The following is a 17094-nucleotide window of genomic DNA, read 5'->3' on the forward strand; positions in this document are numbered from 1 at the left end:
AGTTGATTCAGAAATTTGTCTAACCTTCCCTTTCAATTCAACTCGCCTGCTCGCATTTTCACTTCGTTTGTTCAGATATATTGGGATGTATAAATCCTGAGTTTGAGATGTTGACCTGTCCAACGGTCGCTTCAGTAAAGCGAGAGTTGGAGGGTAAGTGCACTTCTTAAATCCGGCACCTTTGCTGAGAGACGGTGCCAATTTTCTATTCCCATGTTTCACGTGAAACATATCGTTGAGAAGTATGACGCCGCAATGAGTAAAGAAACCGAAATCATTATTGAGAGAATCGACGGCAAGCTCAGTGGCTCACTGCTCATGCCTGAACGTCCTATCACCCCATCCCTTTCAATCATCGTTTCAGGTTCTGGACCGACAGACAGAAATGGAAATCAAGCGGGCTTACACAATGACAGCTTGAAGAAGCTTGCCACCTGCTTATTTGAAAATGACTGCGCAACATTTCGTTTTGATAAGCGCGGCATTGGCCAATCTGTTTTTCCATTACTAACAGAAAGTGACCTGACGATTGACGTCTACGTAAGGGATATTCTGGCTATCGCAGAAACGCTCAGACACGATTATGGCTTTAGAAACATCAATCTTATTGGCCATAGCGAAGGTGGCATTATCGCCCTTTTGGCAGCGCAAAAGATGCAAGTAGATAAACTCGTACTGTTGGCTACGCCGGCAATACCTATGAGCGAATCACTTACAAAACAATACCGAGAAAGAGCGCCCGAATTTGCCGATGACGTTGAAGCAGCCTCGCAAGCATCAAAAGTGGTCATGCTGTTCGCTATTCCAACGAACACATTGAAATGGCGTTTAGGCCTTCCGTCATTCCCTACATAGCCTCGTGCTTTTTTATCGAGCCAACGAGAATAGCTACGTCACTTAATCAAACTGTTCATGTCATTCAGGGTGACAATGACGTTCAAGTCAGTGTAGAAAACGGTGAGGTATTTAGAGAAGCACTCGGTGACCTTGCCAGAGTCACACGATGTGAAGACATGAATCACGTGCTAGTAAAAACGCCGAGAGAGTTAGAAGAAAACTTGGCGTCTTACAACAATCCGCGTCTTCCACTACACCACCAGCTAGAACGCACCATTCTTTCCGCTTTAAAATCAATAAAATCAGATAGTTAAACCACCAGGTTGCGCTACGTAAAAAAAACGCCGCTAATGCGGCGTTTGATACTCAGAATTTACGTAGCGATACTTGACTACACGTCCAGGTTAGCTACTTTCAGGGCATTGTCTTCGATGAACGCACGACGTGGTTCTACGTGGTCACCCATCAGCGTCGTGAACAGCTCGTCTGCCGCTACCGCATCTTGGATAGTCACGCGAAGCATACGACGTGATTCTGGATCCATGGTAGTTTCCCAAAGCTGATCAGGGTTCATCTCGCCCAGACCTTTATAGCGCTGACGGGAAAGGCCACGGTTAGATTCTTTAATCAACCATGCCAGCGCATCAGCGAAGCTCTTAATTGGCTGCTTACGCTCACCACGTTGGATGAACGCCGTGTCATCTAACAGACCATCAAGTGCTTCAGACAGGCTTGCGATCTTGCCGTACTCTTTCGAATTCAGCAGGTCGTAGCTGATCAGGTATTCGTGATCAACACCGTGTGTGCGTACAACCAGTTCTGGTTGGTAAGCATTGTGTTCTTCACTGAATTTAACCAATGAACGGTACTGGCTTTCGCCGGTAGAGTTCTTGTTCAGTACAGTCACAATGTTATCAATCCATGCTTGAACGTCCGCTTCGTTTTGCAGCGTATCAACAGACAAACGTGGCTGATAAACCAGTTCGTTTAGCAACGCAGAAGGGTAACGACGTTCCATACGCTTGATAAGCTTCATCACGCTGTTGTATTTCTGGATCAGCTCTTCAAGTGCAAGGCCACTCAATGCTGGCGCATCTTGGTTCACAAACAAAGATGCATTTTCAAGGGCCAGAGCAACTTGGTATTGCTCCATGGCTTCGTCATCTTTGATGTATTGCTCTTGCTTGCCTTTCTTCACTTTGTACAGTGGTGGCTGAGCAATGTAGATGTAACCACGCTCAATCAGCTCAGGCATTTGACGATAGAAGAAGGTCAACAGTAGCGTACGAATGTGCGAACCATCGACGTCAGCATCAGTCATGATGATGATGCTGTGATAACGCAGCTTGTCTGGGTTGTATTCGTCGCGGCCAATACCACAGCCCATGGCAGTGATCAGCGTTGTCACTTCTTGAGAAGACAGCATCTTGTCAAAACGCGCTTTTTCGACGTTAAGGATTTTACCTTTCAGTGGAAGAATCGCTTGGTTTTTACGGTTACGACCCTGCTTAGCTGAACCGCCAGCAGAGTCCCCTTCCACAATGTAAAGTTCAGAAAGCGCAGGGTCTTTCTCTTGGCAGTCTGCCAACTTACCTGGAAGGCCACCTAAATCCAGTGCGCCCTTACGACGTGTCATCTCACGTGCTTTACGTGCTGCTTCACGCGCACGCGCCGCATCGATAATCTTGGTACAAACGATTTTAGAATCTTGAGGGTTCTCAATCAGGAACTCACTCAGCTTCTCGTTCATTGCAGACTCAACCGCTGACTTCACTTCTGAAGACACCAGTTTGTCTTTGGTCTGGCTTGAGAATTTTGGATCTGGCACTTTAACCGAAACAACGGCTGTCAGACCTTCACGCGCATCGTCACCTGACGTCGCTGCGTTTGCTTTCTTCGAGTACCCTTCTTTTTCCATAAAGGTATTCAAAGTACGCGTTAACGCAGCACGGAAACCTGCAAGGTGAGTACCGCCATCGCGTTGAGGAATGTTGTTGGTGAAACAGTAGATGTTCTCTTGGAAACCGTCGTTCCACTGCATAGACACTTCAACAGTCACACCGTCTTCACGCTCGTGTTCAAAGTGGAACACAGATGGGTGGATAGGGTTTTTGTTGCGGTTCAAGTGCTCAACGAATGCGCGGATACCACCTTCGTAAGTAAAGTGGTCGTGTTTGTCTTCTTCACGCTCGTCGTTAAGACGAATCGAAACGCCAGAGTTGAGGAATGACAACTCACGCAAGCGCTTCGCTAGAATATCGTAATGGAAAAGCAGGTCGCTGAACGTTTCGCCTGATGGCCAGAAACGAATACGGGTACCGGTTTCATCCGTTTCACCGATAGGTGCTAATGGAGCTTCTGGTACACCACTGTGGTAAACCTGTTGGTGGATCTGGCCATGACGCCAGATGGTCAGCTCAAGCTTCTCAGACAGGGCGTTTACTACCGAAACACCTACGCCGTGAAGACCACCAGACACTTTGTACGAGTTGTCATCGAACTTACCACCAGCGTGAAGTACCGTCATGATAACTTCCGCTGCTGACACACCCTCTTCTTCGTGGATGTCGACAGGGATACCACGACCATCATCTTTTACTGAAACAGAACCGTCTTCATGGATGGTAACGATAATATCGCTACAATGCCCGGCGAGAGCTTCATCGATAGAGTTATCGACCACCTCAAAGACCATGTGGTGCAGACCGGTACCGTCGTCGGTATCACCGATGTACATCCCCGGACGCTTTCGTACTGCATCCAGACCCTTGAGTACCTTGATACTCGATGAATCGTAATTGTTGGACATTGAGTTACTCTCGCTTAATTTATTCTGCGGCTATTTTACCGTGTTCCACATGAAACATCTTACTATTTTCGTCGCACATTTCAGCGACCTGATCGGCACTAATGGCACTGACAAACACTTGTGCGCCAGTGGCTTTTAGCTGCTCGGCCAGTAACGCCCGTCGCCGACTATCCAGCTCAGACGCAAAATCGTCGATTAAATAAATGCACTGCTTACCTTTGTCCTCGGTAAGCTGCTGTCCTTGCGCTAAACGCAAGGCACACACCATCAGTTTTAACTGACCACGGGAAAGCACATCTTCAACCGGTGTGCCGCCCACGCGCAGTCTTAAGTCCGATTTGTGCGGACCACTGACGGTATACCCCAGTTGCTGATCGCGGAGGAAGTTTTCACGCAATAATTCTGCGTAATCTGCGTCCTTGTCCCAACCACGGGTGTAATTCAGTTTGATTTCATACTCAGGCAAAAACGCTTCACACAAGGAAGACGCACGAGCAGAAAGTTTCTCTATGTATTCACGACGCCACGTATCGATTTGATTGGCCAGTGGGGCTAACTCTGCGTCCCAGTAACTGAGCTCGCGGTAGCTTCTGGCGGTTTTCATCAAGGCGTTGCGTTGTTTGGTCAGGCGCTTAACCCGCGACCACACCGGATAAAACTGAGGCTCTGCGTGAAACACGCCCCAGTCGATAAATGCACGGCGAAACTTAGGCCCGCCAGTCAGCAGCTCAAACCCTTCAGGGGTGATCAACTGCATCGGTAAGACTTCGGCAAGCTGAACCAGTTTCTGGCCTTTTTCTTCACCAATTTTTACTTCTGCCGAACCGTCTCGGTTTTTCTGAATACCGACAGGCAGAATTGACTCACCAACATCTACCCTGCCGTGCACCACTAGCCGGTCTTGCTGGTGGCGGATCACCCTGCCAGTAAGCTGGCTTCGAAAAGAGCGGCCATGGCCAAGGTAATACACAGCTTCCAGAACACTGGTTTTGCCACTGCCATTTGCGCCGACAAGAAAATTGAAGCCTGATGACAGGCTAAGGTCACAGGCTTCAATATTTCGCAAATCGTGTATCGATAATCGGGACAGTGCCATCTTACAGACGAATTGGCATCACCACGTACATGGCGTCTTCACTGTTACAATCTTCAACCAGTGTACTCGCCGTGCCGTCTGTCATCGAGAAACGGACTTGTTCACACTTGAGCGTGTTCAGTACATCCAGCACATAGCTGACGTTAAAACCGATTTCGAGTTCATCACCGTCGTAGTTCACGTCAACAAACTCTTCCGCTTCTTCCTGCTCAGGGTTGTGCGCAGAAATGCGAAGCTGGCCGGCACTTAGGTTCAAACGCACGCCACGGAATTTTTCATTCGACAAAATTGCAGCGCGTGAAAACGCCTGGCGCAGTTCGTCGCAATCGGCTTCCATGATCTTGCTGGACGATTGCGGCATCACGCGGCGGTAATCCGGGAAACGGCCATCAACCAGTTTTGAGGTAAAGATGAACTGGTTCACTTGCGCGCGAATATTGGCGCTGCCGATTTGGATAGTCACTGGCGCATCAGGTTGATCCAACAAACGCATCAGCTCGGTCACACCTTTACGCGGCACGATCACTTGCTGACCCGCAAGCTCGTCGTCGAGTTCGGTGATACCGACTGCCATACGGTGACCATCTGTCGCCACTGAGCGAAGCGTCTTACCGTCTGTTTCCAGCAACATACCGTTGAGGAAGTAACGCACGTCTTGGTTTGCCATTGAGAAAGCGGTGCTCTCAATCAAGTGGCGCAGCTTGCCTTGTGGCAGCGTGAATTCAACCGTGCTTTGCCAGTCTTCAATATTCGGGAAATCGGCAGCAGGTAAGGTCGACAGCGTGAAGCGGCTGCGGCCCGAGCGGATAACGGCGCGGTCACCTTCCAGTGAAAACTGGATTGGCGCACTGTCGTTAAGGCCGCGGCAGATGTCCAAGAACTTACGAGACGGTACCGTCACCGCACCGTCTTGCGCGTCGCCTTCTAGCGGCAATGCCGCGATCAGTTCTACTTCAAGGTCGGTACATGTCATGGATAACTGACCGGACTGCACCTGCAGAAGAATGTTTCCGAGGATCGGCAGCGTTGGTCGTCCCCCAAGTGCACCAGAAACCTGCTGCAGGGGTTTTAAAAATTGGTCACGAGTTAGAGTAAATTTCATATTAAGACGACAGGGTCCGGATCAGGTTTGAGTAATCTTCTTTTATATCGTGGCTTTCTTCGCGCAGCTGTTCAATTTTTCGGCATGCGTGAAGTACCGTAGTATGATCGCGGCCACCAAATGCATCACCGATCTCCGGCAAGCTGTGGTTAGTCAGCTCTTTTGACAGTGCCATCGCCACTTGGCGAGGACGTGCCACAGAGCGGCTGCGACGTTTAGACAGCAAATCCGCCATCTTGATTTTGTAGTACTCAGCCACGGTTTTTTGAATGTTGTCGATAGTCACCAGCTTTTCCTGCAGTGCCAGCAGGTCGCGAAGTGCCTCTCGAACGAAATCTATGGTGATCGCTCGACCGGTGAAGTTAGCGTTCGCTATCACACGGTTCAGTGCACCTTCTAGCTCACGTACGTTTGAGCGCAGACGTTTAGCAATGAAAAATGCCACTTCGTCGGGCAGGCGAATATTATGATCTTCCGCCTTTTTCATCAAAATTGCTACGCGCGTTTCAAGCTCTGGTGGCTCGATCGCGACGGTCAAACCCCAACCGAAACGTGATTTAAGACGATCTTCTACCCCATTAATCTCTTTCGGGTAGCGATCGGATGTCAGGATAATTTGCTGATTGCCTTCAAGCAGCGCATTAAAGGTGTGGAAAAACTCTTCTTGCGAACGCTCTTTATTGGCGAAGAATTGGATGTCATCGATAAGCAGCGCATCAACACTACGGTAGTAGCGTTTAAATTCTTCAATTTGGTTGTTCTGAAGGGCTTTCACCATGTCTTGAACGAAGCGTTCAGAATGCATGTATACAACACGCGCATCGACCTTACGATCGCTGATTGCATTGCCTACCGCATGTAACAAGTGAGTTTTACCTAGACCGGTACCGCCATAGAGAAACAGCGGGTTGTATGCTGCGCCCGGGTTGTCCGCCACTTGACGCGCGGCAGCCAGAGCAAGCTGGTTCGATTTACCCTCAACAAAGTTAGTGAACTTATGTTTTGGGTTCACATTCGAGCGATGGTTAACATCTGACTGAACAGGAGAAGGTGCAGGTTCCCACGTGCGTCCCGCACTCGGCTTTATTGTCGCTGCCGCTGGCGCAGCAGATACCGGTGGCGCGGGTGGCGCAATCGGAGCGACAGGCTTGCTGCCCACTTCAAAGCGCAACATAGGGATGTCGTTACCGCAAAACTCGTTCAGTAAACTATTGATACTGTTTATGTACTTATCGCGCACCCAGTCCAAAACAAAACGGTTTGGGGCGAACAAAGTCAGGGTATTGTCATTTAACTCCGCCTGAAGCGGTCTAACCCACATGCTAAATTCCGTTGCAGGGAGATCCTCTTGAAGGCGCTGAAGGCACTGCAACCAAAGCGAAGATGACACGTCTGACTCCACACTCGAATAATGAAAAGGGAAGTAATTTTATACTTCTACGGCAAGGATCGCTAGCGACAAGATCCCTTTTGCAGTGAATAAGATCGTAGTTATACACACAGATCGCACAAAAAACCGTGCGATCAGCACAAGTAACACCCTACTTACTCACAGAATTATTAGAACTCTGACAATTTTTGTGCAAAGACCGTCACATTTAGTTGCCATGACTTTCACGGATTTTCACCACCGATCATTGATGAATTTTTTGCTTCAGATCGCAACAAATTCTCTTATCCACCCAAAAACCACCTAAAATACACACGTCAATCACAAGCATAAGTGGATAAGATCGCAAAAGGATCCTTGCGCTTATCAATTGACCACGTATAATTGCGCGCCCAAGAGACGCGGAAGTTGGTTTTAACATTGACTAGAACTCAGTCAGTGATTACAATCCGCCCTCTTTGTTGAGAGGCGTCGGACTTTTGTCCCACGTCGGGTTAACAAACCTAAAAACTGATCAGTAATAAGGTAGAAACCATGAAACGCACTTTTCAACCTTCAGTTCTAAAGCGTAAGCGCACTCACGGTTTCCGTGCGCGCATGGCAACTAAGAACGGCCGTAAGGTTATTGCCGCTCGCCGTGCGAAAGGCCGTAGCAAGCTTTCAAAATAATCCTCAGTGATTTGTGAATAAGCTAGCTTTTTCTCGGGAGTTACGTCTGTTAACTCCCGAACATTTCAACTCTGTCTTCCAGCAACCTCATCGCGCTGGCTCTCCACACTTAACTATTCTTGCCCGCAACAACACTCTTGACCGCCCACGTTTGGGTCAGGCAGTGCCAAAAAAACAAATCAAACTTGCCGTCGACCGAAATCGTTTTAAGCGTCTCGTTCGTGAAAGTTTTCGTCTGCGTCAGCACGCGCTGCCAGCGAAGGATTTTGTTGTGATTGCTAAGAAAAGTGCCAATGAGCTTAGTAACGAGGAATTGAGCGCGCTGCTTGATAAGTTATGGCAACGTTTGTCACGACCGCCGCGAAAAAAATAGTCACTGGACTGTTTCGCGGGTACCAACTCTTCATCAGCCCTCTTCTGGGGCCTCGCTGTCGTTTTACGCCGACATGCTCCCAATACGCCATAGAAGCGGTCAATTGTCACGGTGTGATAAAAGGATGTTGGTTAGCAGGCAAACGTTTATTAAAATGCCATCCTCTAAATCATGGTGGGTACGATCCTGTACCCCCGCATCATCCTAATAATCGAGACAATTAACAATGGATTCTCAACGCAATATCCTGTTGATTGCCCTAATGTTTGTATCGTTCATGTTGTATCTCAACTGGAACGAGTCAACCAACCCTCAACCACAGGGTCCGGGCGTCACTCAGCAAGCACAACACAGTGGTGATGTTCCTGTCGTCGCAGATGCTTCTCAGCCTCTGACCCAGGATTCTGTCTCTAATAAGCTGATCACCCTAAAAAGTGATGTGCTGACTTTGACCGTTGACACACAAGGCGGTGACATTGTTCAAGCAGAACTGAACAAATATGACGCAGAGTTCGGCTCTGAGAACAAATTTGTTCTGCTGAAAAACCAGCCTAACCATACGTTCGTTGCACAAAGTGGCCTGATTGGTCCTAACGGCATCGATACACTGGACGGCCGTGCACAATTTACAACCAATGGCACCGACTTCACTCTGGCTGATGGCCAAGATGAACTGCGCGTTCCAATGACATTGGTTAAAGACGGCATCACCTACACCAAAACCTTTATTCTGAAGCGCGACAGCTACGCAGTGGATGTGGATTACACCATCGACAACCAAAGCGACAAGTCGGCATCTGTTCAGATGTATGCTCAGCTTAAACAAAACCTGATGGATGATGGCGGCAGCCTGACCATGCCTACCTACCGCGGTGGTGTGTACTCAGCTGACGATGCGAAATACGAAAAATACAGCTTCGACGATATGAAGGACAGAAACCTGAACCTGACTATCTCGAAAGACGGCTGGGCAGCGATGATGCAACACTACTTTGTTGCAGCATGGGTTCCTCGTGACCAAACTGACGTGAACCTGTTCACCCGCACCGCAAACGGCCAAGGCTTTATCGGTGTTCGCTACCCAACAACAACAGTGGCTGCAGGCTCAACCGTGAACCTGGATTCAACCCTGTGGGTAGGTCCTAAGCTGCAAGACCAAATGGAAAAAACCGCACCTAACCTGAACCTGACCGTGGATTACGGTTGGCTTTGGTTTATCGCGAGCCCGCTGCACTGGTTGCTGTCAACCATTCACGGCTTCGTGGGTAACTGGGGTGTGGCCATCATTATCCTGACATTCGTCGTACGTGGTGCGATGTACCCGCTAACCAAAGCGCAGTACACCTCGATGGCGAAGATGCGTCTTCTGCAGCCAAAACTGCAAGAAATGCGCGAGCGTATTGGCGATGACCGTCAACGCATGAGCAGGAAATGATGGAACTGTATAAGAAAGAGAAAGTAAACCCGCTGGGTGGCTGTCTACCTCTTCTTCTACAAATGCCAATCTTCATTGCACTTTACTGGGCACTGATGGAATCTGTTGAGCTGCGCCATGCGCCGTTCATGCTGTGGATTCACGACCTGTCTGCGCCAGATCCATACTATGTGCTGCCGCTACTGATGGGTGCATCTATGTTCCTGATTCAGAAGATGAGCCCAAGCACTGTGACTGACCCGATGCAGCAGAAGATCATGAACTTCATGCCTGTGATGTTCACTGTGTTCTTCCTGTGGTTCCCAGCAGGTCTGGTTCTGTACTGGTTGGTATCGAATATCGTAACGCTAATCCAGCAGACGCTGATTTACCGCGCGCTGGAGAAAAAAGGCCTTCACAGCCGCAAGTAATTGCAAAATGCGTTAAACAAGGCGGCCTACAGGCCGCCTTTCTTCTTTCTGAACGTGACACTGCCAAACTCAAAATTTGGTATACACTAGCTTGAATTACAGCAGCAGGTATCCCACATGAACCACACTGACACTATTGTTGCGCAGGCAACGCCTCCCGGTCGCGGCGGCGTTGGCATCATTCGCGTATCCGGCCCTAAGGCCGTTGAGGTTGCGAAAGCGGTAACAGGAAAAGAGCTACCTGTCCGTCGCGCAGAATACCTGCCATTTAAAGACACTGACGGTAACGCGCTGGATCAGGGCATTGCCCTCTACTTCCAAGCACCGAACTCATTCACGGGTGAAGATGTGCTTGAGCTGCAAGGTCATGGCGGCCCGGTGATCATGGATATGCTGATAAAGCGTATTCTGGAAATCGACGGCATACGCACAGCCCGTCCAGGTGAGTTTTCCGAGCGCGCATTTTTGAACGACAAGCTCGACTTGGCGCAAGCCGAGGCGATTGCTGATCTGATTGATGCGAGCTCAGAGCAAGCGGCGAAAAGTGCCCTGCAAAGCCTGCAAGGTGCTTTTTCCAACAAGGTTAACACGCTGGTGGAATCACTGATCCATCTGCGTATTTACGTCGAAGCCGCGATTGATTTTCCGGATGAGGAAATCGACTTTCTGTCTGACGGTAAAGTCGCCGCCGATCTGGATGCCATCATTGATTCCTTGTCTGATGTAGCAAGCCGCCAACCAAGGTGCCATCATGCGCGAAGGCATGAAAGTGGTGATTGCGGGTCGTCCGAACGCGGGGAAATCGAGCCTGCTTAACGCCCTGTCAGGCAAAGATTCTGCCATCGTCACCGACATCGCGGGCACCACCCGTGACGTGCTGCGCGAACATATCCACATAGATGGCATGCCACTGCATATTATCGACACCGCCGGCCTTCGTGATGCCTCTGATGAGGTTGAACGCATTGGTATCGAGCGTGCGTGGGATGAAATCGTTCAAGCAGACCGCGTGCTCTTTATGGTGGACGGCACCACAACGGACGCCACCTCTCCAGAAGAAATCTGGCCAGAGTTTATCGACCGTCTGCCTGCAAACATCGGCATGACTGTTATTCGAAACAAAGCCGATGTGACGGGCGAAACCTTGGGTATTTGCCATGCCAGCCAGCCTACGCTTATTCGCCTAAGCGCGAAAACAGGCAATGGTGTCGATGCCCTTCGCGAGCACTTAAAGGCCTGTATGGGCTTTTCTGGCGCAACAGAAGGTGGTTTCATGGCACGTCGTCGCCACTTGGAAGCACTGGATGCCGCGGCACGTCATTTGGACACGGGCAAAGACCAACTTGAAGGCTACATGGCCGGAGAGATCTTGGCCGAAGAGCTTCGCATTGCGCAGCAACACCTTTCCGAGATCACGGGCGAGTTCAGCTCTGACGATCTGCTCGGCAGGATCTTCACCTCCTTCTGTATCGGTAAATAACCCCCAAAAGCTGCCTCCGGGCAGCTTTTTCTTTTCTCTCGCTTTATCTCACCTTTGCTACACTTTGAAGCAACCTCACGCAAACAAGTGAAGAGATGATAAGCAGCCTCAACCCGCTTCTAAACTTAGGCTTAGAACGCTACGACAAGCTTCAGATCCATCACCTGCGCATGGTCAACCTTCTGGCCGCATTGTGTGCGGGCGGGACCTTGTTGTTTTCTGCGCTGTTCTGGTTCGCCTTTGGAAGCCCATCGGTTGCGCTGCTCAATGGCCTGTTTGCCCTTCTTTATATGATCTCTTTTGTGCTGACCCGCGAGGGCCTGCTCAAAATTGCCAAGTATTGGGTGTTTATCACCTTCTTTTTTCAGCAGTTTTCTTTGCCGCTTTTTGTTTTATCGGACAATTTTGAAACAGAAATGCTGCTGCTGGTGGTACCCACGGCGGTGGTCTTGGTGTTTGATCCCAAAGAAAGGCTGCCTCGCTATGGGTTGTCGTTGATCGCGATCGTCCTACTGTTTCTGGCGAAAACGATCCCCTCCGCGGATCCCATATTGGCATTAACCGACGCAACGCGCGAGCCGCTTATTTGTGCGTGATTTTGATCCTGGTGCTCGCCTCCGTGGCACTGACAGACTTCTATTTGGTGGATTTACATTCGATTGATGAGTCATCGCGCCGTTTGGTACACGATGACTTGCTGACCGAAACCGCGAACAGCCAGAGCATCTACAACCAGGCCGATGAGCTTTACTTCCAAGCCCAGCGGAAAGAGATCCCCTTGTCTGTCATTGCCATCAATCTCGATGACTTTCGGCAAATCAATGATATGCATGGGCGAAGTACGGGCGATCAGGTGCTGATTCACTACGCCAACCTGCTGCAAGAACACATCACTCCCGGCACGCCTATCAGCCGTTTGTATGCCGACACCTTTGTGATTTTGCTCAATAACGTCAATGCCACAGAAGCAGTTGCCTTGGCAGAAGAGCTTAAAATTGCCATCAGTCGCAGCGTGGTTCTGCTTGAGCACACCGCGGTAAAACGTACCGCCAGTCTAGGCGTAAGTACTTCAAATCAGGGCTGTATTGCCGGATATCAGCTCATCGACACAGCCCTAGTAGCGATGAAAAACGCCAAACGTCGTGGTAAAAACAAAATCCAATCTGTCTCTCCCACCAACATTAACCCAATGAATAATAGGGATTACTGTCGTCCGAGCTAGCTTGACTTGAACGCGCGCGCCCCTCAATACTAGCGGTCTTACTGACTGATATTGAGATCATGCTATGAGCGCAATTACCTTGATCACTGGCAGCACCTTAGGCGGTGCAGAATACGTGGGTGATCATCTCGCAGAGCTTCTAGAACAACAGGGCCAGACGGTGAAGATCGTCAACGAAGCCGAGCTTTCTGACATCACCGACAGCGAAAAGCTGCTACTGATCACCTCGACACACGGTGCCGGTGACTACCCAGAAAACCTTGCGCCGGCCATGGAAGCCTTGGCAGAAAATGCCCCGGATTTGAGCCATATTTCCTACGCCGTTATTGCCATTGGTGACACTAGCTATGACACGTTTTGCGGTGCGGGCATCCATGCTGATACCTTGCTTTCCAAGCTGGGTGCGAAGGCAATAGCGGCCCGATTAGACATCGATATTTTGGAAAATCCGCTGCCAGAAGAACCTGCAGAAGCATGGTTATCCCAAAACATGACTGCGTTGTGTGAATAAGTTTTTCATGTCGAGCATTAAAATTTGTTCTTAAAATGCCCGATCACATTGTGGATAACTATAGATCTAAACGGTGATCAACCTATAGTTATCCCAATAACAACTTTTACCTCTCCTAGCCCCTGTTGATAAAGTGCTATTTTGATCCCAGCCTTTCCCAGATTAGATCCAAAGCAACTCACAACAAATGATCTTCAATAAACGCATGATCATGTTGATCATTTAATAGTTATCCACAGAGATCGTCTTCTCTAATAAAAGATCAAAATAAAAGATCTATATAAAGATCTTTATATATATTTAAGAGCTTTCCCCTTCGATCAAAGATCACACTTTTGGTTCTCTCGCATAATGAAAAGCGGTAGAATGATCCTCTTTTGCTCAACAAACCGATCCACTCATTCTTTTTTGAGGTCACACCATGTTTTACCAGGATAACTTTGACGTCATCGTCGTTGGTGGTGGTCATGCAGGTACAGAAGCCGCACTGGCCGCAGCACGAATGGGTCAACAGACTTTGTTGTTGACTCACAACATCGATACGTTAGGGCAAATGTCATGTAACCCAGCCATTGGCGGGATCGGAAAAGGACATCTGGTGAAAGAAGTCGATGCATTAGGCGGCCTGATGGCGCGTGCGATCGACAAAGGTGGTATCCAATTCCGCACCTTGAACGCATCAAAAGGTCCTGCTGTTCGTGCAACGCGTGCACAGGCAGACCGTGCGCTATACAAAGCTGCGGTGCGTGAAGCATTGGAAAACCAACCAAATCTTATGTTGTTCCAACAAGCTGTTACTGATCTGATTGTTGAACAGGATCAAGTGACCGGCGTTGTGACCGAAATGGGGCTTAAATTCCGCGCAAAATCAGTCGTTTTGACTGTGGGAACCTTCCTGGGCGGTAAAATTCATATTGGTTTGGAAAACTATTCTGGCGGCCGTGCGGGTGATCCACCGTCGATCGCACTGGCGGATCGCCTGCGTGAATTGCCGTTCCGTGTTGATCGCCTAAAAACCGGTACGCCACCGCGTATTGACGCGCGTACGGTCGATTTCAGCGTGATGCAAGAGCAGCACGGTGACAATCCATGCCCTGTATTCTCTTTCATGGGTAATGTGTCTGAGCACCCACGCCAAGTGCCGTGTTACATCACGTACACCAATGAAAAAACACACGATGTGATTCGTGCCAACCTGGATCGCAGCCCAATGTATGCGGGCGTGATTGAAGGTATCGGTCCGCGTTATTGCCCGTCGATTGAAGACAAGGTGATGCGTTTTGCCGACAAAGATAAACACCAAATTTTTGTTGAACCTGAAGGCCTGACAACGCATGAGCTCTACCCTAACGGTATCTCCACCAGCCTGCCGTTTGATGTGCAAATGGGCATCATCCACTCGATCAAGGGCTTTGAAAACGCGCGTGTGATCCGCCCAGGCTACGCGATCGAGTACGATTTCTTCGATCCTCGCGATCTCAAACAGACCTTTGAAACCAAATTTATCAAAGGCTTGTTCTTCGCTGGCCAAATCAACGGCACAACCGGTTACGAAGAAGCCGCAGCGCAAGGTCTGCTTGCGGGTGCGAACGCAGCGTTGTTTGCACAAGAGAAAGAAGGCTGGTGTCCTCGTCGTGACCAAGCGTACATGGGTGTTTTGATTGACGATTTGTCGACCATGGGCACCAAAGAACCGTACCGCATGTTCACCTCGCGTGCCGAATACCGCCTGCTGCTGCGTGAAGACAATGCCGATCTGCGTCTGACCGAAACCGGCCGTGCACTGGGTCTGGTTGATGATGCACGTTGGGCGCGTTTCAACGAGAAGCTGGAAAACATCGAGTTGGAAGCGCAGCGTCTTCGCAGCACGTGGATTCATCCGACATCTGAGCACGCTGAGGCGATCAATTCTATTTTGAAAGCCCCGCTGTCTCGTGAAGCTAACGGCGAAGATCTGTTGCGTCGTCCTGAAGTGACTTACGACCAACTGGTGGCAAATCCAGTGTTTGCACCGGCGATGGAAGACAAAGAAGCCAGCGAGCAAGTTGAGATTCAAGTGAAATACGCAGGTTACATCAACCGTCAAAAAGACGAGATTGAGAAGTCTACCCGTCACGAGAATACTCAGTTGCCAATGGAGCTTGATTATAAGCAAATCAAAGGTTTGTCTAATGAAGTGGTGGCAAAACTTCAAGACGCTCGCCCTGAAACCATTGGTAAGGCATCTCGTATCTCTGGTATTACGCCGGCAGCAATTTCGATTCTGCTGGTGCATCTGAAAAAACAAGGCATGCTCAAGAAGGGAGCGTAATTCTCTGTGAAACAACGTCTTGCACAATTAATTTCTGAGGCAGGGATGGATATCCCTGCCGATCAACAGGCCCAGCTTCTGGGCTATGTTGAAATGCTACACAAGTGGAACAAAGCCTATAACCTGACCTCGGTACGCGATCCGCAAGAAATGATCGTGAAACACATCATGGACAGCATCGTGGTTAGTCAGCACTTGGAAGGATCAACCTTTATCGACGTGGGCACAGGGCCTGGTCTTCCGGGGATCCCATTGGCGATCATTAACCCAGATAAGTCATTCACGTTGCTGGATAGTCTGGGTAAGCGAATTCGCTTTATCCGTCAGGTACTTCATGAGCTGAAAATCAAAAACGTCACGCCGGTTCAAAGCCGCGTGGAAGAGTTTCAGCCAGAAGTGGGTTTTGATGGCGTATTGAGCCGTGCATTTGCATCGATGAATGACATGGTGAGCTGGTGTCATCACCTGCCAAATGAAAACGGCGTATTCCTCGCACTGAAAGGACAAGTGGATCAGGTCGAAATTGACGACTTGCCTGCTGATTGTTCTGTGACCGATATCAAACCTTTGACTGTTCCGGGATTGGAAGGTCAACGTCATCTAGTAATCTTGGCTAGATAGGTTTTTTGGGCGAGGTTTACTTGTGGGAAAAGTCATAGCAATTGCCAACCAGAAAGGGGGCGTCGGTAAAACGACGACCTGTATAAATCTTGCTGCCTCTTTGGCAGCAACACAGCGTAAGGTGCTTGTTATAGACCTCGACCCGCAAGGGAACGCCACCATGGCCAGTGGTGTGGACAAATACAATGTCGACGCCACTGCCTATGAGTTGCTCGTGGAAGAGACGCCATTCAACGATGTGGTGGTCACGGACACAACGGGCGGGTACCATCTGATTGCGGCCAACGGTGATGTCACCGCGGCGGAAATCAAATTGATGGAAGTGTTTGCCCGAGAAGTTAGGCTGCGTAACGCGTTAGCTGACATTCGTGAAAACTATGATTTCATCTTTATCGACTGTCCGCCCTCTCTGAACCTCCTTACAATCAACGCCATGACCGCGGCGAACTCCGTCCTCGTACCAATGCAATGTGAGTATTTTGCACTGGAGGGACTGACAGCTCTGATGGACACCATCAGCAAGTTGGCGAGTGTGGTGAACGCAGATCTTCACGTTGAAGGCCTACTGCGCACCATGTACGACCCGCGTAACCGATTGGCGACGGAAGTTTCTGATCAGATCAAAAAGCACTTTGGCGATAAAGTATACCGTACTGTTATTCCGCGTAATGTTCGTCTGGCCGAAGCGCCAATCATGGTAAACCTGCCATGTACTACGACAAACACTCTAGCGGCGCGAAATCTTACTTGGCACTGGCAGGCGAGATATTGCGACGTGAAGAGCAAGCGCGACAAACGCAAAACATAGCCAACGTGTCTTAAAGGAAC

At 49.5% G+C, this 17094-nt stretch carries 13 protein-coding genes and 3 pseudogenes; 12 read left to right on the forward strand and 4 right to left on the reverse strand.

Annotated features, from left to right (window positions below; translation table 11 throughout):
* Positions 1-255 precede the first annotated feature (255 nt).
* The gene (locus ATN88_RS15040) at positions 256-855 is read left to right on the forward strand and encodes an alpha/beta hydrolase (RefSeq protein WP_198158386.1); all 600 of its coding nucleotides are present in this window, start codon (positions 256-258) and stop codon (positions 853-855) included.
* 373 nt (positions 856-1228) lie between these two features.
* On the opposite strand, the gene gyrB is transcribed toward ATN88_RS15040, so the two are convergent.
* Genes gyrB through dnaA form a run of 4 tightly spaced genes read right to left on the reverse strand, consistent with a single transcriptional unit; the run spans position 1229 to position 7234 of the window.
* Positions 1229-3646, reverse strand: a complete 2418-nt coding sequence (gene gyrB / locus ATN88_RS15045; protein ID WP_067417632.1) for a DNA topoisomerase (ATP-hydrolyzing) subunit B — start codon at positions 3644-3646, stop codon at positions 1229-1231.
* A 19-nt stretch (positions 3647-3665) separates the two neighbouring features.
* On the reverse strand, positions 3666-4742 hold the full coding sequence (recF, locus tag ATN88_RS15050) for a DNA replication/repair protein RecF (protein ID WP_067417635.1): 1077 nt from the start codon (positions 4740-4742) through the stop codon (positions 3666-3668).
* Between the two features lies 1 nt (position 4743).
* Complete coding sequence (gene dnaN / locus ATN88_RS15055) at positions 4744-5844, reverse strand: DNA polymerase III subunit beta (RefSeq protein WP_067417637.1); 1101 nt, start codon at positions 5842-5844, stop codon at positions 4744-4746.
* A 1-nt stretch (position 5845) separates the two neighbouring features.
* Complete coding sequence (dnaA, locus tag ATN88_RS15060; protein ID WP_067417640.1) at positions 5846-7234, reverse strand: chromosomal replication initiator protein DnaA; 1389 nt, start codon at positions 7232-7234, stop codon at positions 5846-5848.
* A gap of 534 nt (positions 7235-7768) precedes the next feature.
* On the opposite strand from dnaA, the gene rpmH reads away from it, so the two are divergent.
* From rpmH to ATN88_RS15105, 11 genes and pseudogenes are all read left to right on the forward strand, one after another.
* Positions 7769-7903, forward strand: a complete 135-nt coding sequence (rpmH, locus tag ATN88_RS15065; protein ID WP_002540783.1) for a 50S ribosomal protein L34 — start codon at positions 7769-7771, stop codon at positions 7901-7903.
* Positions 7904-7916: 13 nt separating this feature from the next.
* Positions 7917-8276 (forward strand): ribonuclease P protein component, encoded by a 360-nt coding sequence (gene rnpA / locus ATN88_RS15070; protein ID WP_067417643.1) that lies wholly within the window; start codon positions 7917-7919, stop codon positions 8274-8276.
* The gene (gene yidD, locus ATN88_RS25565) at positions 8240-8500 is read left to right on the forward strand and encodes a membrane protein insertion efficiency factor YidD (protein WP_083539496.1); all 261 of its coding nucleotides are present in this window, start codon (positions 8240-8242) and stop codon (positions 8498-8500) included. The genes rnpA and yidD overlap by 37 nt, the downstream gene beginning before the upstream one ends.
* Before the next feature lie 2 nt (positions 8501-8502).
* Positions 8503-10121, forward strand: a pseudogene (yidC, locus tag ATN88_RS15075) (membrane protein insertase YidC).
* 117 nt (positions 10122-10238) lie between these two features.
* A pseudogene (gene mnmE / locus ATN88_RS15080) lies at positions 10239-11601 on the forward strand (tRNA uridine-5-carboxymethylaminomethyl(34) synthesis GTPase MnmE).
* A 95-nt stretch (positions 11602-11696) separates the two neighbouring features.
* Positions 11697-12197, forward strand: a complete 501-nt coding sequence (locus ATN88_RS27500; RefSeq protein WP_232313285.1) for a hypothetical protein — start codon at positions 11697-11699, stop codon at positions 12195-12197.
* Positions 12194-12823 (forward strand): GGDEF domain-containing protein, encoded by a 630-nt coding sequence (locus tag ATN88_RS27505; protein ID WP_232313286.1) that lies wholly within the window; start codon positions 12194-12196, stop codon positions 12821-12823. The genes ATN88_RS27500 and ATN88_RS27505 overlap by 4 nt, the downstream gene beginning before the upstream one ends.
* Positions 12824-12887: 64 nt before the next feature.
* Positions 12888-13334: an FMN-binding protein MioC gene (gene mioC / locus ATN88_RS15090; RefSeq protein WP_067417646.1), complete on the forward strand. Its 447-nt coding sequence runs from the start codon at positions 12888-12890 to the stop codon at positions 13332-13334.
* 421 nt (positions 13335-13755) lie between these two features.
* A complete protein-coding gene (mnmG, locus tag ATN88_RS15095) occupies positions 13756-15645 on the forward strand; it encodes a tRNA uridine-5-carboxymethylaminomethyl(34) synthesis enzyme MnmG (protein WP_067417649.1) in 1890 nt (629 codons plus the stop codon).
* Positions 15646-15651: 6 nt separating this feature from the next.
* On the forward strand, positions 15652-16266 hold the full coding sequence (gene rsmG / locus ATN88_RS15100; protein ID WP_067417653.1) for a 16S rRNA (guanine(527)-N(7))-methyltransferase RsmG: 615 nt from the start codon (positions 15652-15654) through the stop codon (positions 16264-16266).
* Positions 16267-16288: 22 nt separating this feature from the next.
* Positions 16289-17088 (forward strand): annotated as a pseudogene (locus ATN88_RS15105) (ParA family protein).
* The last annotated feature ends 6 nt before the right edge of the window (positions 17089-17094 follow it).

Source organism: Enterovibrio coralii, assembly GCF_001559595.1.
In the GTDB taxonomy this organism is placed as follows: Bacteria; Pseudomonadota; Gammaproteobacteria; order Enterobacterales; family Vibrionaceae; genus Enterovibrio; species Enterovibrio coralii.